This window comes from Tahibacter aquaticus (genome assembly GCF_004363655.1).
Taxonomy (GTDB): Bacteria; Pseudomonadota; Gammaproteobacteria; order Xanthomonadales; family Rhodanobacteraceae; genus Tahibacter; species Tahibacter aquaticus.
The window spans coordinates 222,709-242,927 of sequence record NZ_SNZH01000010.1; the positions used below are offsets into that span (position 1 = coordinate 222,709).

Below are 20,219 nucleotides of genomic sequence, written 5' to 3' on the forward strand. Positions count from 1 at the left end.
ATACGGCAATAAGGCGCCGGGGGTGTAGCGGCTGTGCTGCAGCGCCGGCCGGCACCGCAGCCGGGCTGCCCGAACCCAGAACGGAGTCTAGAAACTTGCCGACACGCTTGTGGCCGCACCTGATCGCATACCTGCTGGCGCTGGGAACCTGGGCCGCTGCCGCGGCGGACCCCGCTGCTACCGACCCGCTGCAGGCCTGGCGCCAGCAGCATGCGGAAATCCGCGTTGCGCCCGATCCGGAATTCGCCCCCATCGACAGCCTGGATGCGAACGGCCAGCAGACAGGACTGGCCGCCGACTACCTGCGCCTGGTAGCCGAACGCTCGGGCCTGCGCTTTCGCCTGGTCCCGGTAAAAAGCTGGAAGGACGCCCTGCAGGCCTTGCGCGATGGCCGTGTCGATATGTTGTCCAGCGCTTTCGCCACTGCCGATCGTGCCGAAATCGCCTTGTTCAGTTCGCCGTATCTGCGCCTGCCCTGTGCGGCGTTTGTGCGCCGCGGTGGCGGTCTCGCCCGGCTGGACCAGATCGACGACCATCGCATCGGTGTAGCCGAGCAACATGGCTGCCTGGAGGCGCTGAACAAGGTTGCGCCGAAGGCGCGGGTCCAGCTGTTCCCCTCCACAGGCAAAGCGCTGGCCGCGCTGAACCAGGACAAGGTTGACATGCTGGTCGGCGACCTCGTCACCGCCCAGGCTGCCGCCAACCGCAGCGGCGTGCGCGACCAACTGCTGGTACTGGGCCAGATCGGCACCGACGAGGCGCTGGGTTTTGCCATCCGCAAGGACTGGCCCGAACTCAAGCAGATCCTCGACCGGGCTCTGGCCGAGATCGACGTCGGTGAAGAAAGCCGTCTGCGCCGACGCTGGCTCAAGGATCTGTTGCCCGACAGCCCAGCCGCAGGCGGCGCTGCCGGCGACACGCTGCCGCACAGCCTGCTGCCCGCGATCAAGGGCGCGCGCCAGACCCTGGCCGACGGCAAAAACACCGATGCGCTGCAGGGCGAGGCGATCAAGACCCTGCTCGATGCAGCCCAGACCGACGACGAACGCGCCAGCGCCAGTGCCGGCGAGCTGCGCGACCTGCGTGCGAGCGCGGCGACAGCAGACGACGAGGCCCAGGCCCTGGAGCAGCAACTGCTGCAGGACAACACCGCCAGCCTGCTGGCCTGGCGCGCCGGCCTCTCGGAGCGCGCCAGCGTGGCCCAGCTCGAAGCCCAGCGCAGCGACGAACGCGCCGCCCTGGCCGAAGCGCAGGCGGCCGTGGCACAGCTGCAGGCCCGCGTCATCGGCCAGCATGAACGCCCGGCACAGATCCGCGACGAACTCAAGACCGCCCAGGCCGATGCGGACAAGGCGCGCGAGCCCGCCATCGCCGACAAACAGGCGCCGGCACTGCTGGCCGAGGCGGCCCGCTTGCGCGGCCAGGCCGCACTGCGCCTGGCGCTGACACGTATCGCCCTACTGGAAGAGGAACTGCGCAGCTACGATCCGCGCCTGCGCCTGGAATCGGCCCGGCTGCGCCTGCGTCAGCGCGAAGTGGGCGAACTGCAGCACAAGGTCGACGCGCTGCAGAGCCTGATCCTGGACCGTACCCGTGCCCAGGCGATTGCGCTCAGTTCGCGCCTGCACGAAGAGGCCGCCGACCTGACCGAAGGCAACGAAGTGCTGCGCGACGTGGCGCAGCGGAATGCCGCCTACGGCAGCGAACTGGTGCAGACCGTAGGCCACCTGGCCGAGGTACGCGAAGCGCGCGACACCTATGCGCGGCAAAGCCGCGAAACCGCGCTGGCACTGAAGAACACAGCCGAGCGCGTCAAGTACAGCGGCGTCAGCGAGGCCGTCGGCCTCGTGCTGCTGGCCGAGCGGCGCAAGTTGCAATCGGTACCGCTGCTCAAGCGCCGCCTGGCGGCGCTGCAGACGGAGCTGGCACAGACCCGCATTGCCCTGATCGAACTGCGCGAAACCACACAGCTTCTGGCCGACCCGGCCGCCCCGGTCAGCGCCGAACTCAAGCGCCTGCCGCCCGAACAGGCCGCCCCCGGCAGCGCCGTGCGCCAGTCGCTATACCGCCTGTTCGCGACACGGGCCGAAGTGGTACCGCAGCTGACCCTGTTGCAGAACCGCCTGGCCGACGCCCTGGCCGATGCGGAACAGGAACTCAGCGGACTGGCCCGCGACACCGCCGCCCTGCGCGACCTGCTCGATGCACGCCTGTTGTGGACTCCCAGCCACGCGCCGCTGGACCGCAAGCTGCCGCTGGAAGTCGCCAGCGGCGTGGCCGATCTGGCCCAGCCCGGCCGCTGGTGGGAAACCGCCCGTCAGACAGCACGCCTGGCCTGGGCGCGACCTTGGCCGCCGCTGCTGGGCATCACCATCGTCGTCGGGCTCTGGCTGTTGCGCCGGCGCGTACCGGCGGCGCTGGACGCCATTGCCCAGCCGCTGCGCCGCATTCGCACCGACCGCTACCGCTTGAGCGGCCGCGCGCTGCTGCTGACCCTGGTCGCCGCCGCGCCCTGGCCGGCCCTGGTTGCGCTGATCTCGCGCCTGCTCGTGCGCGCCGGCGAAAGCGGCTACCCCTTCGCCGACGTGCTGGCGCAGGGCGCGGCCGAACTGATCGCCCCGCTGTACGCGCTGGAGTTCGTGCGCTGGCTGAATGCCGACAAGGGACTGGCGGCAGCGCATTTCCGCTGGTCGCAGGGGCGCCGCCAGGCGCTGAACTTCCTGCGCCGCTGGATGCTGATCAGCTTCCTGCCAGTGCAATTCTTCCTTTCTGTCTATTTCTACTTTGGCGAACAACTGGCCAGTGCCGGTCTGGCGCGGCTGCTGTTCATTGTCGCCAGCCTGCTGCTGGCGCGGGTCAGCTGGCGCCTGCTCGCGCCGGGTGCGCTGTGGAGCCAGCGCAGCGGCCAGAACGAACCCGCACGCCTGCGCCAGCTGCTGCGCATCGTGCTGACCGCGCATTCGCTGGGACTGGCGGTGCTCGCCGCCGCCGGCTATTTCCTCACGGCAATGGCGCTGGCCGCTCATCTGGTCGAGTCGGCCATCGCCTTCCTCGCCATCGCCGTGCTGACCGGCATGGCCTTGCGCTGGCTGTCGCTGGGCGAGCGGCGCCTTGCCCTCAAGCGCATGGAAGACAAGCGCGGCGATCAGATTTCCCGCGACGACGAACTGGAATCGCGGCCGGAATTCGCCGCCGAAGCCGAACAGATCAGCCTGGCAAGCATCAATCAGCAGACCCGGCGCCTGCTGCGTGCGCTCACCGTCGTAGCGCTGGCCGGCGTACTGCTCTGGGTCTGGTCCGATGTGACGCCGGCGCTGGCCTACCTCGGCGACATCGGCGCCTGGAAGACCAGCTATACGGCCGATGGCAAAAGCGTCACCGTGCAGGTGACGCTGCGTTCGCTGCTGTTTGCCGCGGTCTGCCTGATGCTGACCTGGATCGCCACGCGCAATATTCCCGGCCTGCTGGAAATCGGCGTGCTGCGCCGGCTCGACGTGGACGCACCTACACGCTACGCGATCACCGCCGTTTCGCGCTATGCCCTTGCCATCGTCGGCACGGTGATGGGCCTGTCACTGCTTGGCCTGCGCTGGGGCCAGCTGCAATGGATGGCCGCGGCGCTGACCGTCGGCCTGGGTTTCGGACTGCAGGAAATCTTCGCCAATTTCGTTTCTGGCCTGATTGTCCTGTTCGAACGGCCGATCCGCGTCGGCGACGTGATCACCATCCGCGGCGTCGAAGGCACGGTCATGCGCATCCGCACGCGCGCAACCACCGTGATCGACTGGGACAACAAGGAAATCGTGATCCCGAACAAGACCTTCATCACCGACCAGCTGACCAACTGGACCTTGTCCGACAACATCACGCGTGTAGTGATCAAAGTCGGCGTCGCCTACGACAGCGACCCGGACCTGGTGCGCGCGCTGCTGCTGGAACTGGCGCGGGCACATCCCAAGGTACTGAAGGAACCCGTGCCCAGCTGCTGGTGCGTAGCCCTGGGCGCCAGCACACTGGACTTCGAGCTGCGCATCTTCGTCGGCGCCATCATGGAACGCAGTGCCGTGCGCAACGACCTGCACGGCAGCGTGCTGCGCGAATTCCGCGCCCGGGGCATCGAAATCTGTTTCCCGCAGATGGATGTCTGGGTGCGCGACGCGGACAAGCCGGCCGCTCTCGTGCCGAAGGACGCACCCAATCCGTAGGATGCAATTGAGGGAACGCGAACTACACCGGCGAGCCTTCCAGGCGAGCCGCAGCGGCCGTCGAAACCTAGCGACGCAATTCGCTGCGCTGATCGCGCCCTACGGAAATGTGAAATTACATTGATAGGGTTCGAGGAGCGAACGCGAATTGCACCGGCGCAATCTTCGCGTAAGCCGCCACGAACAAAACCTCGCAGCGCAATTCGCTGTACTCATCGCGCCCTGCGAATACCGCCGGGGTATCCGGCGGTCATGCATCAGGCGGCGCCGAGCGCCGCCACGATCATCGCCTCGAAACGCTGCTGGTCCACTTCCAGCACGATGCGCGCATTCGCAGGCAGGCCGTTGCGGCCGTCCCAGTCGACGATGGTGGCGCCGCGCGTGAGCGAGCCGTTGAGTTCCACCGCCACGTGGCGATGTTCGGCCCGAATCACGCAGTCGGGCTGCAGCGCGACGGCCATGGCCAGCGCATCGGCCAGGACCAGGCCCGGGCGGCGGCGCTCCTGCATGAAGCCGCGGATTTTTTGCGAGATGCGCTCGTAGCAACGCGCGCGGTCGTCGTCCGCAGCGAGCCAGGACTCGAACCGCTGCAGTGCGATGCCGTGGCGCATCGTTGCCTCCCAGTCCACCAGTTCAAATTGCGGCCAGGTAGAAAAAACGATATGTGCAGATTCGGGGTCGAAGCCAATATTGAATTCCGCCGGCACCGAGGTGTTGCCGCGGCCGGTCACTGCGCCACCCATCACCACCAGGCGCGGCACGCGCTGCGGCAAGGTCGGGTCCAGGCGCAGGGCCAGGGCCAGATTGGTCAGCGGGCCCAGCGCGACCAGGGTCAGTTCGCCCGGCTGTTCCTGTGTCAGGCGGATCAAGGCCAGTGCCGCGTGCTCCGCCTCGGCCTTGCGCTCTGGCAATGGCAGGCCCGCATCGCCGAAACCGTCAACGCCATGGACAAACGCGGCGTCTGCCGCCGGCAGTACCAGCGGCGTGTCGCAACCGGCAAATACCGGCGTCTCGGCACCGACCAACTCGACCAGGCGCAGCGCATTGGTGACCGTGTGGGCCAGGCCGACATTGCCGGCGGCGATGCTCAGGCCAACCACGGCCGCATGCTGGTAGGCCATCAACAACGCCAGCGCATCGTCGACACCGGGATCGGTGTCGATCAGTAGCAAATTCTGCATAGTGTCTCTTCTCGCTTGCGCCGCAGCCGGCAATCCGGCCACCGCAGGACTGCTCAGCATAACGCCTGATGCAATCGGGGCAAGTCGCTCAGCGGGCGTCGAAACCACCGCGGAATAGGTGCAGCGGACTTTGCCACTCCACATGATCGAAATGGCAGTAGCTGTAGTCGATCGCCGCGGCCGCTGTCTGTGTATGGGCCAGGCTGACCCAGGCGGCACCGCTGTGCAACGGCGCGACAGCGGCGATTTCCAGCGTCTCGAAACCGGCATTGTTGGTGGCATTGGCCACTTTGCGCGTGAGCAGCACACCGGCGCCATCGGGGCAGTCGGCCGTGTTCAGCACATCGATACGCAGCTCGCAGGATGCATTCGGCTTGAGCTGCGGCTGCACTGCCGCGCGCAGGGTGAACGCGCCCGGTGCCAGTTTCACGCATTGCCCCCAGAAGTCGCGGCGCGGGCCGGAACGCAGGTTGCGTACGCGGCCGCTGCCCGCGGCGGGGGAACCGACTGCGGCGTCCCAGGACACATCGCCGCCGGTGCCGCTGTCGAGGTACCAGCGCCAGTTGATCGGTGCGCTGGCGCTGACTGGGTCGGTGTCGAATTCCGGATTGCGCAGGAAGGTTTCCGGCGCCGGCAGGGGCTGCGTCCATGCGGCAGCGAGCAGAAGACTGGCAATGGCCTGCATGACGATCACTCCCGCGGTGAGGCAGCCGCACTATAGCGCGGCAGGGCACAGACGCCAGAGCACGGAACGACGCTGGTCGCCGGCCTGCGGCCGTGCGTCGGCTCAGGCACCGGCGTAGCGGGCTGAAGCACCGATCCAGCGCACGACGATGCGTTCGGCCAGGGCTGGATACCGGGTCAGCAGGGTTTCGCCGACGCTTTGCACCGACGGCAGCAGCTCCGCATCGCGCTGGATGTCGGCGATGCGGAACTCCAGCCGGCCGGTCTGGCGCGTCCCCAGCATCTCGCCCGGGCCGCGCAATTCCAGATCCTTTTCGGCGATGCGAAACCCGTCGTTGGTTTCGCGCATCACCTGCAGCCGGGCCCGCGCCAATTGCGACAATGGCGACTGATACAACAATGCACAACTGGATGCGATACTGCCGCGCCCTACCCGCCCGCGCAGCTGGTGCAGCTGGGCCAGGCCCAGACGCTCGGCGTTTTCGATCACCATCAGGCTGGCATTGGGTACGTCCACGCCAACCTCGATCACCGTAGTCGCCACCAGCACGGCAATGTCGCCGGCCTTGAACGCGTCCATGATCGCGCTCTTGTCCTTGGGCTTGAGCCGCCCGTGCACCAGGCCAACCTTCAGCTCCGGCAGGATTGCCGATAGTTCCGCATGGGTGACTTCGGCCGCCTGCGCTTCCAGCAGTTCGGTCTCCTCGATCAAGGTACAGACCCAGTACGCCTGGCGCCCCTCCAGACAGGCAGCGCGAATGCGCGCGACCATTTCGTGCCGGCGCGCATTCGACACGGCCACGGTGGTGACCGGTGTGCGTCCGGGCGGCAGTTCATCGATGACCGAGACATCCAGGTCGGCGTAGGCTGTCATCGCCAGGGTGCGTGGAATCGGCGTCGCCGTCAGTACCAGCTGGTGCGGAATGCGCTCGCCTTCGCGGCCCTTGTCGCGCAGGGCCAGGCGCTGGTGCACGCCGAAGCGGTGCTGTTCGTCAACGATGGCCAGGCCCAGCTCACGAAACACCACACCTTCCTGCATCAGGGCATGCGTCCCCACCACCATCGATGCGTCGGCGGCAACGGCATCCAGTGCCGCCTTGCGTGCCTTGCCCTGCACCTTGCCGGCCAGCCAGACCACGTCGATGCCCAGCGGCTCGAACCAGGCACGCAGATTGCGCAGATGCTGCTCGGCCAGCAGCTCGGTCGGTGCCATCAACGCGGCCTGGCGGCCCGCCTCGATCGCAGTCAGCGCCGCCAGCGCGGCCACTACGGTCTTGCCCGAACCCACATCGCCCTGCACCAGACGCAGCATGGGCTCGTCTGAATCCAGATCCCGCGACACTTCTTTGGCGACGCGACGCTGCGCCGCCGTCAGCGCAAACGGCAACGACTGCAGCAGGCGCTTGCGCAGCGCGCCGGCTCCCTTGAGACGCGGTGCGGCCTGGCGCCGCACGGCATTGCGCAGCTGTTTCAGGCTCAGGTGATGACTGAGCAACTCCTCGAAGGCGAGGCGCCGCTGCGCCGGATGCACGCCCAGCAGCAGCTGCGACACATCGGCTTCCGGTGGTGGCCGGTGTACGAACAGCAGTGCACGGCGCAGCGAAGCGAGCTTGAGCCCGGCGCGCAATTCACGTGGGATCAGCTCCAGTTCCTCGTCGTCGGGCAGGCGCTGCAGAGCGTGCTGGATCAGACTGCCCAAGCGCTTCTGGCCGAGGCCTTCAGTCGTCGGATAGACCGGCGTCAGCGTCTCTTCGACGGAAGTGGGTTCGTCGTCGGCGATGCGCTGGTACTGCGGATGCACCATTTCCAGGCTGTTCGCGCCGTAACGCGCCTCGCCGAAGCAACGCAGGCGCGTACCCGGCTTGAGCTGGTCGGCCTGCGCACCGCGAAAGTGGAAAAAGCGCAAAACCAGCGTAGCCTGCGAACCGTCGCTGATCGCCACGCGCAGCTGCGGCCGGCCGCGAAAACCCTTCTGCACCGCATCGACCACGCCCTCGACCTGGGCAGATTCGCCCGGCCGCAGGTCGGCGATCGGCACCAGGCGAGTACGATCCTCGTAGCGCAGCGGCAGATGAAACCAGAGATCCTGCAGCGTTGTTGCACCTAGCCGGGCCAGGCATTCGCGCAGCGCCGGCCCGACACCGGGCAGACTGGTCAGCGGCTGCAGCCCCGCATCCTGCGGCATGAGAGCGTCTGGCTAACGCTTCAGCTGCGCACCAGCACCAGGTCTACCTCGACCTGAGCACCGCGCGGCAAGGACGCCACGCCGATGGTCGAGCGCGCCGGATACGGCTGCTGGAAATAGTCGGCCATCACCGCATTGACCGCAGCGAAATTCCCCAGGTCGGTGAGATAGATGCCGACACGTGCCACGTCGGCGAAGCTGGCACCGCCCGCCTCCACCACCGCCCGCAGATTCTCGAACACCTGGCGTGCCTGTGCGGCGATATCGCCACCGACCAGTTCGCCCGTCACCGGATCCAGCGGAATCTGTCCCGAGGTATAGATCGTGTTACCGACCTGCACGGCCTGGGAGTAAGGGCCGATGGCCTTGGGTGCATTGTCGCTGGCAATGATGGAGCGGGACATGGCAATCCTTGGGGAGTCAGGGCAAGCGCTGGATTCTAGCCAGCAGCGCCGGGGAAGCGTACTAGCAGCGACGGCGAGGACCATAGGCGCGAGCGGTTTCGACGTTGCGTCCACTCGTGAATTCCAGCACAAGGCGCTCACTGCCGTTGCCTGGGATTTTGCTGTGGCTGTGGCTTCTGCGCGCAGGAAGCGCGCTTCTTACCGGGCCCCGGATGCCGCGGCATCCGGGGTGTCCTTTGGGAATCCAGAGGGCATTTGGACAAGCAAATGTCCTCTGTTCGCGCGCAACAGGCGCGCGAAACGCGCCGCACGGCGCTAGACAAACACGTCCGCCACCGGCGGACTCCTTAGCGAAAACCGAGAAACGAAGCAGAGTCCGGCACCGCCCCCTCACCCCAACCCTCCCCCAAGCGAGCTTGGGGGAGAGGGAGCAAAGAGTCAGCTCAGCTACCCAAAATCCAGAATTCAAACCGGATGCCGATAAACCCCATGCACCACCCCCAACCTGCGCACCCTGCGCATCACGTCGGCCAGGTGCTTGCGGTTACGTACCTCGATCGTGAAAACGATGATCGCCGACATCAGCCCGCGGTCCTGGTATTCCACATTTTCAATGTTGGAATTGCTCTCGGCAATCGCCGCGGCAACCGAGGCGAGCACGCCGGGCTTGTTCTGGATGTCGACGCGCAGCTCGCATTTGTAGTCGCCGCTGACGTCGCGGTCCCACTCCATCGCGATGCAGCGTTCCGGCGTCTTGCGGAACTCTGGCACGTTCGGGCATTCGAGGCGGTGTACGACCACACCCTTGCCAGCCGTCATGAAGCCCATGATCTCGTCGCCGGGAAGCGGATGGCAGCAATTGGCGAACGTCAGTACGCCGCGCTCGGCACCCGTGATACGGATGCTTTCGGCGGTGCGCGAGACGCGCAGGCGTGTCTTGCCGCCCTTGAGGCGCAGCAGCTGCGTGGCCACGTGCTCGGCCACGCGATTGCCCAGCGCAATATCGGCGAGCAGCTCTTCCAGTCGGCGGAATTTGTTTTCCGCGAGGTAGCGGTCGAGCATTTCGCTCGATATGCCTTCCAGCGAAATGCCGACCTGGTCCAGCGCGCGATCGAGCATGCGATGGCCGAGTTCCACCGCATCTTCGTGCTGCAGCCGCTTAAGGTGATGGCGTATGGCCGTGCGCGCCTTGGCCGAAACCACCCATTCCAGCCATTGCGGATGCGGCTGGGCCGACGGCGCGGTGATGATTTCCACAGTCTGCCCGCTGACCAGCTTGGTGCGCAGCGGCGCCAGCTTGCGATCCACGCGCGCTGCCACTGCATGACTGCCTACGTCGGTATGCACGGCATAGGCGAAATCCAGCGCCGTGGCATTGCGCGGCAGCGCCAGGATGCGGCCCTTGGGCGTGAACAGGTACACGTCATCGGGGAACAGATCGACCTTGACGTTCTCGATGAACTCCAGCGAGGAGGACGTGCGCGCCTGGCTGTCGATCAGTCCTTCCACCCATTCGCGCGCACGCGACTGCGCCGCATTGCCCTGGGCCCCGCCGGACTTGTAAGCCCAGTGCGCTGCGACACCGCGCTCGGCCACCGAATCCATCTCTTCGGTGCGGATCTGGATTTCGATCGGCGCGGCAAACGGACCAACGACAACCGTATGCAGCGACTGGTAGCCGTTGACCTTGGGAATCGCGATGAAATCGCGGAAACGCGTGTCCATCGGCTTGTACAGGCCGTGCACGGCACCCAGCGAGTGATAGCAACGCATCACGCTGTCGGTGACGACGCGGAAACCGTAGACGTCCATCACCTGGGTAAAGGATTTGTGCTCGTTCTTCATCTTGGTGTAGATGCTGAACGGCGATTTGATCCGGCTGACCACGCGCGCGACGATGCCTTCGGAGGCGAGCCGCGCTATCAATGCCGTCTCGATCTTGGCCATGGCTTCGCGCCGGTTGCCCAAGGTGTTCTTGATGCGGGTTTCTATGACCCGATGCCGGTCCGGGTACATGCCACGGAAGCCCAGCTCCTGCAGCTCGCCCTTGAACTTGTTCATGCCCAGGCGCTGGGCAATGGGCGCGTAGATTTCCAGCGTCTCGCGCGCGATGCGTCGGCGCGCCGAGGCTTCCATCGCCCCCAGCGTGCGCATGTTGTGCAGGCGATCGGCCAGCTTGATCAGGATGACGCGCAGATCGCGCGCCATCGCCAGCAGCATCTTGCGGAAGCTTTCCGCGGCGGCTTCCTGGCGGCTCTTGAATTGCAGCTTGTCGAGCTTGGTCACGCCGTCGACCAGCTCGGCCACGGGCTCGCCGAATTCGGCGGCGAGTTCGGCGCGGGTCAGTTCGGTATCTTCGAGCGTGTCGTGCAGGATCGCAGCGATGATGGTCTCGTGATCGAGACCCAGGTCGGCCATGATCGAGGCAACCGCCACCGGATGAGTGATGTACGGTTCGCCGCTCTTGCGCTTCTGCTCGCGATGCGCGTGCGCACCGACCTCGTAGGCGCGGCGCACCCGTGCCACCTGCGCCAACGGCAGGTACTGCACAAGCTTGTCTTCCAGCGCGCGAACGTAGGCGGGAGGGTCGCTCAACGCCGGCGCCTGCTGCGAGACCAGGGCCGTATCCACGGGTTACTCCGCCGGAGTGCAGGCCGGCGCGAAACGCCAGCCCGGTTGCAAGGGTTTACAGATCGTCGCCGCCGCCCTTGAGATCGTCGTCGACTTCGGCGGCAGCCCATTCCAGTGCTTCGCGCTCGGCGCGCTCGCGTTCGAGCTTTTCTACCTGCTCGATCAGTGCATTGTCGACCTTGCCTTCGGCAATTTCGCGCAGTGCCAGTACGGTGGGCTTGTCGTTCTCCGAGACGACCAGGGAGTCAGCACCCTTGGCTAACTGGCGTGCACGCTTGGTCGCCATCAGGACCAGTTCGAAACGGTTATCGACTACCTGCAGGCAATCTTCTACGGTGACTCGGGCCATGTGAACCTCAAAATCAGAAAAATCAGACGCTTGTATGCCCGCATTGTAGCCGTGGCAACGGTCTCGGCGCAAACCGGCTTAGCGGGGCGGGGCATAGCAGGTGTACACTTCCGGATTCGTGCCCGGTCCGGGGCTTGAATCCGCAGAGGATCAGTCCCACTGAGCGCTGCGCCCCCGCTGCTGCAGGAAGCCGTACGCATGCAATTCCCTTCGCGCTGGAAGCCGCTGAAAGTGCTGGCCCTGGTCACTTTCAGTCTGGTCATGGCGGGCTGCACCATCGCCAAGCCTCGTACCGACGATCCCTGGGAGCGCTGGAACCGCAAGGCCTACGCCTTCAACGATGCTGCCGACCGGGCCGTAATCCGCCCCGTCGCCGTCGGCTATCGCAAGATCACAACACCGAACATGCGGCGCGTGCTGAGCAATTTTTTCAGCAACTTGCGCATGCCCATCACCATGGTGAACAACCTGCTGCAGGGCCGGCCCAAGGATTTCACGCGTAGCACCGGCCGTTTCCTGGTGAACACCACCCTGGGCCTGGTCGGATTCTTCGACCCTGCCAGCCAGATGGGCCTGAAACTGCAGGAGCAGGATTTCGGCACCACCCTGGCCAAATGGGGCGTGCCTGACGGCCCGTACCTCGTGCTGCCGCTGCTGGGCTCGACCACGGCGCGCGATGTGTTCCGTTTTCCGGTCGACCGCCTGGCCGACCCGCTGTCCTGGTATGCCTCCCATCGTGACCTGCGCCTGCAGGCTCAGTACATGCCGACCTGGCTGTTCCTGATCACCTTGCGTTCGCGCGGCATCGAGGCAGAAGGCCTGCTGGAAGGGGTCTACGATCCCTACGTGTTCTATCGCGATGCCTATCGCCAGCAGCGTGTCTACCGCATCTACGACGGCAACCCGCCGGTGGAAGTGATCGAACTGCTGCAAGGTGTCGGCGAGGATTTCGATCCGGAAGAGCTGCTGGAAGAACAGCGCAGCATCAACGCGGCCCCGCAGAAAACCAGCGACGGCAGTTGACGCGGCGAATCGCAGGCCGGGTGAGCCGCCAGGCGCACCCTGAATCACGGTGTCGCCGCAACGAAAAAGCCCGAGCCGAAGCAATGTCTTGGTTTGCAAGGCCATTGCTTCGGCTCGGGCTTTTCGATGTTCGATGTCCCGGGATGCGCCTGGCGACCTACCCCTGCCCGCCTCGGCTTGTGGCTTCGTTACGCTGGTTTTTTGCCCGGCATACCGAGCAACACTTCCACTTCGCCCAGCTGTGCCAGTGCCTGCAAGGTCGCCGGCATGGCCGTGATCTGCAGCGCCGCGCCACGGACGCGGGCAGCACGGCATAAAGCCAGCAGCACGCCCAGTCCTGCGCTGTCGCTGGCGCTGACGCCGGAAAGATCCAGCGTCGTCACATCGCCGCGGGCGAGATAAGCCCGCGCCTGCGCCAGCGCCGTCGCGGCGGTGGCGAAAACCAGGTCGCCGGACATCGCGAGGATGCCCGGCGCTGGGGTGGATACCTGCACTGGCGCAGCGGCAGTGGCCATTACTTGGCGTTCTTTTCCAGGCTTTCCAGCGCCTTGTCGCCCTGGGTTTCCAGGCGCGTGATGAGCTCTTCCAGGCTGGACTTGGCGATTTCCGCCGACACCTGGTTACGATAATTGGTCACGTAGGAAATGCCTTCGATGATCACGTCATAGGCTTTCCATTCGCCGTCCTTGGTCTTACGGAAGGCGTAGTCGACCGGTACGCGCTTGCCGTCGTCGAGCACGACTTCGGTGCGCACCAGCGAACGCTTGTCGTTGAGCTCGCCCTTGTACGGCGAAATATTGATGCGGCCGCGGGTGTAGTTGAGCAGACCCTCGGCGTAGCGGTGGGCAATGGAGTTGTAGAACGCCTTGGCGAAGCGGGTGCGCTGCTCCGGGCTGGCCGACTTGGCATTCTGGCCCAGCACCAGGATGGACGCGTAGTCGATATCGAAATGCGGAAGCACAATGCCGTCGATCAGCTTGATCAGCTTGTCGCGGTCGTTGCGCAATTCGTCCTTGCGCCCTTCCAGTGCCTTGCCCAGGTCGTCGGCAATACCTTGCACGACGCCATTCGGGTCGTTCGCCGCGGCCTGCGCCGACGGCATGGCCGCAAACAGCAGAACGGCCAGCAGCGGAAGCAGTTTGCGCAATACACTCATGGTTTTTCGCCTTGTTTGGACGCAGATTCGGGTTCGGCAGGCTTCTTCGCCGGCGTATCGCCGCTACCGACCAGGTACTTGCCGATCAATTCTTCCAACTGCACGGAGCTCTGGGTCAGGATGATCTCATCGCCGTCCTTGAACAGTTCCGGCGAGCCGCCCGGCTTCAGCGCAACGTACTGATCGCCCAATAAACCACTGGTGAACACCGACGCCGCCGAATCGTCCGGCAACTGGTTGTAACGATTGTCGATCGCCAGGGTCACCAACGCTTCCAGCCGGTCAGGCTCGAGCTGGATGTCGCTGACGCTGCCGATGCGCACACCGGCAATCTTCACCGGCGCACGCAGCTTGAGCTGGCCGATGTTGGTGAAACGCGCCTTCAGCGCGTAGGTCGGGCCCTGGCGGTAGTTGGCCAGACTGGTGGTCTGCGTGGCCAGATAGCCCAGGGCGGCAAAGCCCAGCACGATGAACAGGCCGGTGCCGATCTGGTGGTTACGTCGTTGAGTCATGGCATCGTTTCCGCCGCATCACATCAGGAAGGCCGTCATCAGGAAATCGATGGCGAGGGTAAGGATGGAAGAAGAGACCACCGTGCGCGTCGTCGCATAGGCCACGCCTTCGCTGGTCGGCGCGGTGGTATAGCCCTGGTAGGTCGCCACCAGGGTGACTACGCCGCCGAATACGGTGCTTTTCCAGACGCCGTTCATGACGTCGGTCCAGACATCGACCGCACCAGTCATGTTCGACCAGAACGTGCCGTTGTCCAGGCCCAGCCAGGTAACGGCGACGGTATGTGCGCCGAAGATCGCCAGCGCATTGAAGATGGACGCCAGCAGCGGCATGGCGACGATGCCGGCGAGAAAGCGGGGCGCGACCACATAAGCCATGGGGTCTACCGCCATCATTTCCATCGCGGCAAGCTGGTCGGTCGCGCGCATCAGGCCGATCTCGGCGGTGATGGACGTACCGGCCCGGCCGGCGAACAGCAGCGCAGTGACCACCGGTCCGAGTTCGCGGTACAGCGCGATGGCGACCACGGTGCCGACGGAAGCCGTACTGCCGAAGCGCGACAGCACCTCGTAGAGCTGCAGGCCAAGCACCAGGCCGATGAACAGGCCGCAGGTCATGATGATGACCAGGCTCATCGCGCCGACGAAGAAGACCTGCCGCACGGTCTCGGCGAAATAACGCAGGCTGCGCGGCACGGCCGCCAGCACGGACAGCAGGAACAGGCCCAGCGCGCCAACCTGGGCCAGGCTGTCGCCGATCAGGCTGGGGCGAGGTTGCGGTTCGCTCATGCGCGCTCCTGCGTGAATCCAAGGTCGGCGGCGTAGTCGCGCGCCGGATAGTGGAACGGCACGGGACCATCGGCCTCGCCGCCGAAGAACTGGCGCGTCCACTCGGTCTCGCCGCGGCTGATCTGGTCCGGCGCCCCGTGTGCGGCAACCTTGCCGGCGGCCAGAAGATAGATATGGTCGGCAACCCGGCTGACCGCGGCAAGCTCGTGGGCCACGACGATGCTGGTCAGGCCCAGGGTGTGGTTCAAGGTACGGATCAGTTTCAGCACCTGGTTCAGTGCAATCGGATCGAGGCCGACGAAGGGTTCGTCGTAGATCAGCAGCATCGGATCGCGCACGATCGCGCGGGCCAGGGCGACGCGGCGCGCCATGCCGCCCGACAGTTCCGCCGGCATCAGCTCGGCTGCACCGCGCAGGCCTACTGCCTGCAGTTTGGGCAGCACGATATTGCGGATCAGCTCTTCCGGCAGGCGCGCATGCTGGCGCAGCGGGAAGGCAACGTTCTCGAAGACGGTGAAATCGGTCAGCAGGGCCGAGTTCTGGAACAGGTAGCCGATGCGCTCGCGCAGGTCGAACAGGCCGTCGCGGTCCAGCGTGGCCAGCTCGCGCCCGTCCACTACGATGCTGCCCGCATCCGGCCGCAGCTGGCCGGTGATGTGACGCAGCAAGGTGGTCTTGCCGGTACCGCTGGGGCCCATCACGGCGGTTACGCTGCCGCGCGGGATATCCAGCTCGACGCCGTCGAAAATGACCTTGTCGCCCAGCTTGGTGCGCAGGCCGCGAATGCTGACTAGTGCATCTGTTGACGTTGTGGAAACTGCTGTCATCGGGGCGCCGTGCGGGTCGATGGACGTACGGATAGCCGGCCTACCTTAGCGAAAGGCCGGACAGGGCGAAAGCTCGCGCATTCAGGTCGGTTTCATGCGGGCACACAGGCACCGCTTCACTCGCCCTTGAGCAGGTCTTCGATCTGCATCTGGTGACGCACCAGCTGATTGCCGCTGCGCAGGCGCTGACTGGTCACGATGGCCTGCAGCTCGCCCAGCGCGGTGGCGAAATCGTCGTTGACGATGATGTAGTCGAATTCCTTGCAGTGGACCATTTCCGCCCGCGCCTCGGCGGTGCGGCGCACGATCGCCGCTTCGCTGTCGGAACCGCGTGAACGCAGCCGGCGCAGCAGTTCCTCGCGCGACGGCGGCAGGATGAAGATAGTGACGCAGGGCAGTTTGGCGCGTACCTGCTGCGCCCCCTGCCAGTCGATCTCCAGCAGCACGTCATGACCGGCGGCGAAACGCTCGGCCACGGTCGCGCGCGAGGTGCCATACAGATTGCCGAATACTTCAGCATGTTCGAGAAACGCGTCCTTGCCGATCAGCAGCTCGAACTCGGCGCGCTTGACGAAGTGGTAATGCACGCCGTCCTTGTCCCGCGGCCGCGGCGGCCGCGTCGTGTGCGAGATCGACAGCACGATGCCGGGTTCGCGCTCGAGCAGGGCGTTGACCAGGCTGGATTTGCCTGCCCCCGAAGGCGCCGCGACGATAAACAAGGTTCCGGGCATAGGCACTACTCGATGTTCTGCACTTGTTCGCGCATCTGCTCGATCAGCACCTTGAGCTCGACCGCGGCCTGGGTAGTGCGCTGGTCCACCGACTTGGAGCCCAGCGTATTGGCTTCGCGATTGAATTCCTGCATGAGGAAATCCAGGCGCCGGCCGTTCGCGTCGGCGAGCTTGAGAATACGCCGCGCCTCGGCCAGGTGGGCGCTGAGCCGGTCCAGCTCCTCGTCCACGTCGATGCGCGACAGCTGCAGCACCAGTTCCTGCTCCAGCCGGCCCGGATCGGCGCCCTGGCGGAAATCGGCCAGCTTGGTTTCCAGCTTCAGCCGCAGCGCGGCGCGGATTTCCGGCAGCCATTCGCGCACCTGCACGACGACTTTGGCGATGCCGTCGAGGCGCTCGGCGATGAATCCCGCCAGACGTTCGCCTTCGCGGCCGCGCGTGGCAACCATGTCGTCCAGCGCCTGGTCGAGCAGTGCCAGGGCCTGGGCATGCAGCTCGGTCTGATCGACTTCGGGTTTTACCATCACGCCGTCGATGCCAAGCAGGCCGACAAAATCGGTCTGCAGGTTGGGAAAACGGCCGGCCAGCTGGGCCGCGGCGCCCTGTAGCTGCGACAGCAGCACTTCGTTCAATTCCAGCGCCGTCGCGACGCCGCCATTGCTGCGCAGGCGCATGCCCAGGTCGACTTTGCCGCGGGTCAGGCGGGCGCCGACACGTTCGCGCAACTGCGACTCCAGCGCGCGCAATTCCTCGGGCAGGCGCGGACTGAGCTCCAGGTAGCGGTGATTGACCGAGCGCAGTTCGCACGACAACAACCCCAGCGGGGTCACGCTTTCGGCGCTGGCATACGCGGTCATGCTACGGATCATGGCGGTCCCGGTCGGGAAAAGGGTCGCAATGGTAAACTCGCCGCCCGCTTTCCCCAAGTTTCCAATCCATGACCTCTGCTCAGCGCCCCTCCGGCCGCGCGCCCGACCAACTGCGCCCCATCGTCCTGCAACGCCACTACACCTGCCATGCGGAGGGTTCGGTGCTGATCAGCTGCGGCGATACCCGCGTTCTCTGCACGGCCAGCGTGGAGGAAAAAGTGCCGCCCTTCCTGCGCGGCAAGGGCGAAGGTTGGATCACGGCGGAATACGGCATGCTGCCGCGCGCCACCAAGGAACGCACCCAGCGCGAAGCCGCCCGCGGCGGCCAGGGCGGCCGCACCATGGAAATCCAGCGCCTGATCGGGCGCAGCCTGCGCGCCTGCGTCGACCGCGGCGCCCTGGGCGAACGCACCATCACCCTGGACTGCGACGTGCTGCAGGCCGACGGCGGCACACGCTGCGCAGCCATTACCGGCGCCTATGTCGCCCTGGTCGACGCGGTACGCCAGCTGCAGGCCAAGCGCCTGATCAAGAAAGATCCGATCTTTGGCGCCATCGCCGCGGTCTCGGTCGGCATCTACAAGGGCCAGCCAGTGCTGGACCTGGACTACGCCGAAGACGCCAACTGCGATACCGACATGAACGTCGTGATGAACGACGGTGGCGGCTTCATCGAACTGCAGGGCACCGCTGAAGGTCACGCCTTCCGCAACGACGAGTTGCAGGCCCTGCTGGCATTGGCCAACAAGGGCGTGAGCGAGCTGGTCGCGCTGCAGCGCGCCGCGCTGGCAGCCTGAGCAACCCGATGAAAACCATCGTCCTGGCCAGCGGCAATCGCGGCAAGCTGGCCGAGCTGCGCCAGCTGCTGGCCGGACTGGATCTCGACGTCGTGGCCCAGACCGAACTGGGCGTCGACGACGCCGAGGAAACCGGGCTCACCTTTGTGGAAAATGCGCTGATCAAGGCGCGCCATGCCAGCCGCATCAGCGGCCTGCCCGCCCTGGCCGACGACTCCGGCCTGTGCGTGAATGCGCTGGACGGCGCGCCCGGCCTGTACTCGGCGCGCTATGCCGGCCAGCACGGCAACGACGCCGCCAACAACGCACGCCTGCTGCAGCAACTGAGCGGCATTGCCGAGGCGCAGCGCGGCGCACATTTCCACTGCAGCCTGGTCTTGCTGCGCCATGCGCTGGACCCGGCGCCGCTGATCGCAGAAGGCCGCTGGTTCGGCCGTGTACTGCAGGCCCCGCGCGGCGACGGCGGCTTCGGCTACGACCCGCTGTTCCTGCCGCACGGCTTCGCCATTTCCGGCGCGGAATTCGCACCGGCAGAAAAAAACCGCCTGAGCCACCGCGGCCTGGCCACGGCGCAGCTGCTGCAGCTATTGCAACAAGAACGGGCGCGCCAGCGCGAGGCCGATCAAGGGGAACTGGCGCACCGGCGCGATATCATCCAACGGGAGCCGGCGCGCACGCGCGCCAAGCAATGATCGCGCCGCCGCTCGCGCTGTACGTGCACATTCCCTGGTGCGTGCGCAAATGCCCCTACTGCGATTTCAATTCGCATACGGCGCCCAGCGGGCTGCCCGAAGCCGACTATGTGCAGGGGCTGATGGCCGACCTCGACCAGGATCTGCGCGACTACGCCGCAGCGCTGGCCGGCCGCCCCGTGGTCAGCGTGTTCTTCGGCGGCGGCACGCCCAGCCTGTTCGCGCCGGCGTCGATCGCCGCCATCCTCGATGGCGCGCAGGCACGCCTGGCCTTTGCCGACGGTGCCGAGATCACCCTGGAAACCAATCCGGGCACGGTCGAACACGGCCGCTTCGAGGACTACCGGCGCGCCGGCGTCAATCGCCTGAGCTTCGGCGTACAGAGCTTCGACGACGCCAAGCTCAAGCGCCTGGGCCGCATCCATTCCTCGGCCGAGGTGGTGCAGGCGGTGAAACTTGCCCGCAGCGCCGGCTACGACAACTTCAATCTCGACCTGATGTACGCCCTGCCCGAGCAGAACCTGGCCCAGGCGCTGCACGACGTCGAACAGGCCCTCGCGCTGCAGCCGCGGCATATTTCGCACTACCAGCTCACGCTGGAGCCGAACACCGCGTTTGCCAGCAACCCGCCGCCGCTGCCCGACGACGATCTGGCCTGGGACATGCAGGAAGCCTGTCAGCAGCGCCTGGCCGCCGCCGGCTTCGACCACTACGAAACCTCAGCCTACGCCCGGCCCGGCAGCCTCAGCACGCACAATGTGAACTATTGGCAATTTGGCGACTATCTCGGCATCGGTGCCGGCGCCCACGCCAAGCTCAGCGACGCGGGGAGCGGCCAGATCCGTCGGCGCTGGAAGATCCGTGCTCCCAAGGCCTACCTGGCCCATGCCGGCAGCGCACGCGGCATCGGCGACGATGCCGCGATCGCCGCCGCACAGTTGCCATTCGAGTTCATGCTCAACGCGCTGCGCCTGGAACACGGCTATGACCGCGCGCTGTTCGCCGAGCGCACCGGCCTGGCGGAAACGCAGATCGCCGCGGCACTGCAGCAGGCACAGGCGCGCGGCTGGCTGCAGCAGGAGCCCCAGCGCATCCAGCCGACCGAACTGGGCAAACGATTCCTCAATGACGTGATCGGACTGTTCCTGCCCTAGCGGCTGCATCCACGATCTTCACACGCCCAT

General features: G+C 65.9%; 18 protein-coding genes. 5 read left to right on the forward strand and 13 right to left on the reverse strand.

What is annotated here, in order from left to right; all coding sequences use genetic code 11:
• Positions 1-95: 95 nt before the first annotated feature.
• Complete coding sequence (locus DFR29_RS16890) at positions 96-4,205, forward strand: mechanosensitive ion channel domain-containing protein (protein WP_133819786.1); 4,110 nt, start codon at positions 96-98, stop codon at positions 4,203-4,205.
• Between the two features lie 257 nt (positions 4,206-4,462).
• Here DFR29_RS16890 and DFR29_RS16895 read toward each other — a convergent pair whose 3' ends face one another.
• From DFR29_RS16895 to rpoZ, 6 genes are all read right to left on the reverse strand, one after another.
• Positions 4,463-5,386, reverse strand: coding sequence for a nucleoside hydrolase (locus DFR29_RS16895; protein WP_133819787.1), 924 nt, complete (start codon positions 5,384-5,386; stop codon positions 4,463-4,465).
• An 88-nt stretch (positions 5,387-5,474) separates the two neighbouring features.
• On the reverse strand, positions 5,475-6,071 hold the full coding sequence (locus DFR29_RS16900; protein ID WP_133819788.1) for a hypothetical protein: 597 nt from the start codon (positions 6,069-6,071) through the stop codon (positions 5,475-5,477).
• Positions 6,072-6,173: 102 nt separating this feature from the next.
• A complete protein-coding gene (recG, locus tag DFR29_RS16905) occupies positions 6,174-8,255 on the reverse strand; it encodes an ATP-dependent DNA helicase RecG (RefSeq protein WP_133819789.1) in 2,082 nt (693 codons plus the stop codon).
• Between the two features lie 20 nt (positions 8,256-8,275).
• On the reverse strand, positions 8,276-8,659 hold the full coding sequence (locus DFR29_RS16910) for a RidA family protein (protein WP_133819790.1): 384 nt from the start codon (positions 8,657-8,659) through the stop codon (positions 8,276-8,278).
• Positions 8,660-9,124: 465 nt separating this feature from the next.
• Positions 9,125-11,290: a RelA/SpoT family protein gene (locus tag DFR29_RS16915; RefSeq protein WP_166654152.1), complete on the reverse strand. Its 2,166-nt coding sequence runs from the start codon at positions 11,288-11,290 to the stop codon at positions 9,125-9,127.
• Positions 11,291-11,345: 55 nt separating this feature from the next.
• Complete coding sequence (gene rpoZ, locus DFR29_RS16920; protein ID WP_133819791.1) at positions 11,346-11,639, reverse strand: DNA-directed RNA polymerase subunit omega; 294 nt, start codon at positions 11,637-11,639, stop codon at positions 11,346-11,348.
• Positions 11,640-11,837: 198 nt separating this feature from the next.
• Here rpoZ and DFR29_RS16925 point away from each other — a divergent pair, with 198 nt between their 5' ends.
• A complete protein-coding gene (locus tag DFR29_RS16925) occupies positions 11,838-12,662 on the forward strand; it encodes an MlaA family lipoprotein (protein ID WP_133819792.1) in 825 nt (274 codons plus the stop codon).
• A gap of 188 nt (positions 12,663-12,850) precedes the next feature.
• Here the strand turns inward: DFR29_RS16925 and DFR29_RS16930 are convergent, their stop codons facing one another.
• The 7 genes from DFR29_RS16930 to DFR29_RS16960 form a co-directional block, all read right to left on the reverse strand.
• Positions 12,851-13,177, reverse strand: a complete 327-nt coding sequence (locus tag DFR29_RS16930; protein ID WP_133819793.1) for an STAS domain-containing protein — start codon at positions 13,175-13,177, stop codon at positions 12,851-12,853.
• Entirely contained in the window at positions 13,177-13,818 is a 642-nt protein-coding gene (locus tag DFR29_RS16935; RefSeq protein ID WP_133819794.1) for an MlaC/ttg2D family ABC transporter substrate-binding protein, read from the reverse strand. Before DFR29_RS16935 ends, DFR29_RS16930 begins: the two co-directional genes overlap by 1 nt.
• Positions 13,815-14,330, reverse strand: coding sequence for an outer membrane lipid asymmetry maintenance protein MlaD (gene mlaD / locus DFR29_RS16940; protein WP_133819795.1), 516 nt, complete (start codon positions 14,328-14,330; stop codon positions 13,815-13,817). The genes DFR29_RS16935 and mlaD overlap by 4 nt, the downstream gene beginning before the upstream one ends.
• A gap of 18 nt (positions 14,331-14,348) precedes the next feature.
• Positions 14,349-15,119, reverse strand: a complete 771-nt coding sequence (gene mlaE / locus DFR29_RS16945) for a lipid asymmetry maintenance ABC transporter permease subunit MlaE (protein WP_133819796.1) — start codon at positions 15,117-15,119, stop codon at positions 14,349-14,351.
• Positions 15,116-15,946 carry an ABC transporter ATP-binding protein gene (locus tag DFR29_RS16950; protein ID WP_133819797.1) on the reverse strand — a complete coding sequence of 277 codons (831 nt, stop codon included), beginning with the start codon at positions 15,944-15,946 and terminating at the stop codon, positions 15,116-15,118. The genes mlaE and DFR29_RS16950 overlap by 4 nt, the downstream gene beginning before the upstream one ends.
• Positions 15,947-16,062: 116 nt before the next feature.
• Positions 16,063-16,677: a guanylate kinase gene (gmk, locus tag DFR29_RS16955; protein ID WP_133819798.1), complete on the reverse strand. Its 615-nt coding sequence runs from the start codon at positions 16,675-16,677 to the stop codon at positions 16,063-16,065.
• 5 nt (positions 16,678-16,682) lie between these two features.
• Entirely contained in the window at positions 16,683-17,546 is an 864-nt protein-coding gene (locus DFR29_RS16960; protein ID WP_133819799.1) for a YicC/YloC family endoribonuclease, read from the reverse strand.
• 68 nt (positions 17,547-17,614) lie between these two features.
• Between DFR29_RS16960 and rph the strand changes: the two genes are divergently transcribed.
• Genes rph through hemW form a run of 3 tightly spaced genes read left to right on the forward strand, consistent with a single transcriptional unit; the run spans position 17,615 to position 20,189 of the window.
• Positions 17,615-18,343 carry a ribonuclease PH gene (gene rph / locus DFR29_RS16965; RefSeq protein ID WP_133819800.1) on the forward strand — a complete coding sequence of 243 codons (729 nt, stop codon included), beginning with the start codon at positions 17,615-17,617 and terminating at the stop codon, positions 18,341-18,343.
• Between the two features lie 8 nt (positions 18,344-18,351).
• Positions 18,352-19,035: an RdgB/HAM1 family non-canonical purine NTP pyrophosphatase gene (gene rdgB, locus DFR29_RS16970; RefSeq protein ID WP_133819801.1), complete on the forward strand. Its 684-nt coding sequence runs from the start codon at positions 18,352-18,354 to the stop codon at positions 19,033-19,035.
• Positions 19,032-20,189: a radical SAM family heme chaperone HemW gene (gene hemW, locus DFR29_RS16975; RefSeq protein ID WP_133819802.1), complete on the forward strand. Its 1,158-nt coding sequence runs from the start codon at positions 19,032-19,034 to the stop codon at positions 20,187-20,189. The genes rdgB and hemW overlap by 4 nt, the downstream gene beginning before the upstream one ends.
• Positions 20,190-20,219 lie beyond the last annotated feature (30 nt).

Coding starts and splice junctions, on each gene's coding strand:
- DFR29_RS16895 (WP_133819787.1), bottom strand. CDS start 5,386: ATGCAGAATTTGCTACTGATCGACACCGATCCCGGTGTCGACGATGCG.
- DFR29_RS16900 (WP_133819788.1), bottom strand. CDS start 6,071: ATGCAGGCCATTGCCAGTCTTCTGCTCGCTGCCGCATGGACGCAGCCC.
- recG (WP_133819789.1), bottom strand. CDS start 8,255: ATGCCGCAGGATGCGGGGCTGCAGCCGCTGACCAGTCTGCCCGGTGTC.
- DFR29_RS16910 (WP_133819790.1), bottom strand. CDS start 8,659: ATGTCCCGCTCCATCATTGCCAGCGACAATGCACCCAAGGCCATCGGC.
- rpoZ (WP_133819791.1), bottom strand. CDS start 11,639: ATGGCCCGAGTCACCGTAGAAGATTGCCTGCAGGTAGTCGATAACCGT.
- DFR29_RS16925 (WP_133819792.1), top strand. CDS start 11,838: ATGCAATTCCCTTCGCGCTGGAAGCCGCTGAAAGTGCTGGCCCTGGTC.
- DFR29_RS16930 (WP_133819793.1), bottom strand. CDS start 13,177: ATGGCCACTGCCGCTGCGCCAGTGCAGGTATCCACCCCAGCGCCGGGC.
- DFR29_RS16935 (WP_133819794.1), bottom strand. CDS start 13,818: ATGAGTGTATTGCGCAAACTGCTTCCGCTGCTGGCCGTTCTGCTGTTT.
- mlaD (WP_133819795.1), bottom strand. CDS start 14,330: ATGACTCAACGACGTAACCACCAGATCGGCACCGGCCTGTTCATCGTG.
- mlaE (WP_133819796.1), bottom strand. CDS start 15,119: ATGAGCGAACCGCAACCTCGCCCCAGCCTGATCGGCGACAGCCTGGCC.
- DFR29_RS16950 (WP_133819797.1), bottom strand. CDS start 15,946: ATGACAGCAGTTTCCACAACGTCAACAGATGCACTAGTCAGCATTCGC.
- gmk (WP_133819798.1), bottom strand. CDS start 16,677: ATGCCCGGAACCTTGTTTATCGTCGCGGCGCCTTCGGGGGCAGGCAAA.
- DFR29_RS16960 (WP_133819799.1), bottom strand. CDS start 17,546: ATGATCCGTAGCATGACCGCGTATGCCAGCGCCGAAAGCGTGACCCCG.
- rph (WP_133819800.1), top strand. CDS start 17,615: ATGACCTCTGCTCAGCGCCCCTCCGGCCGCGCGCCCGACCAACTGCGC.
- rdgB (WP_133819801.1), top strand. CDS start 18,352: ATGAAAACCATCGTCCTGGCCAGCGGCAATCGCGGCAAGCTGGCCGAG.
- hemW (WP_133819802.1), top strand. CDS start 19,032: ATGATCGCGCCGCCGCTCGCGCTGTACGTGCACATTCCCTGGTGCGTG.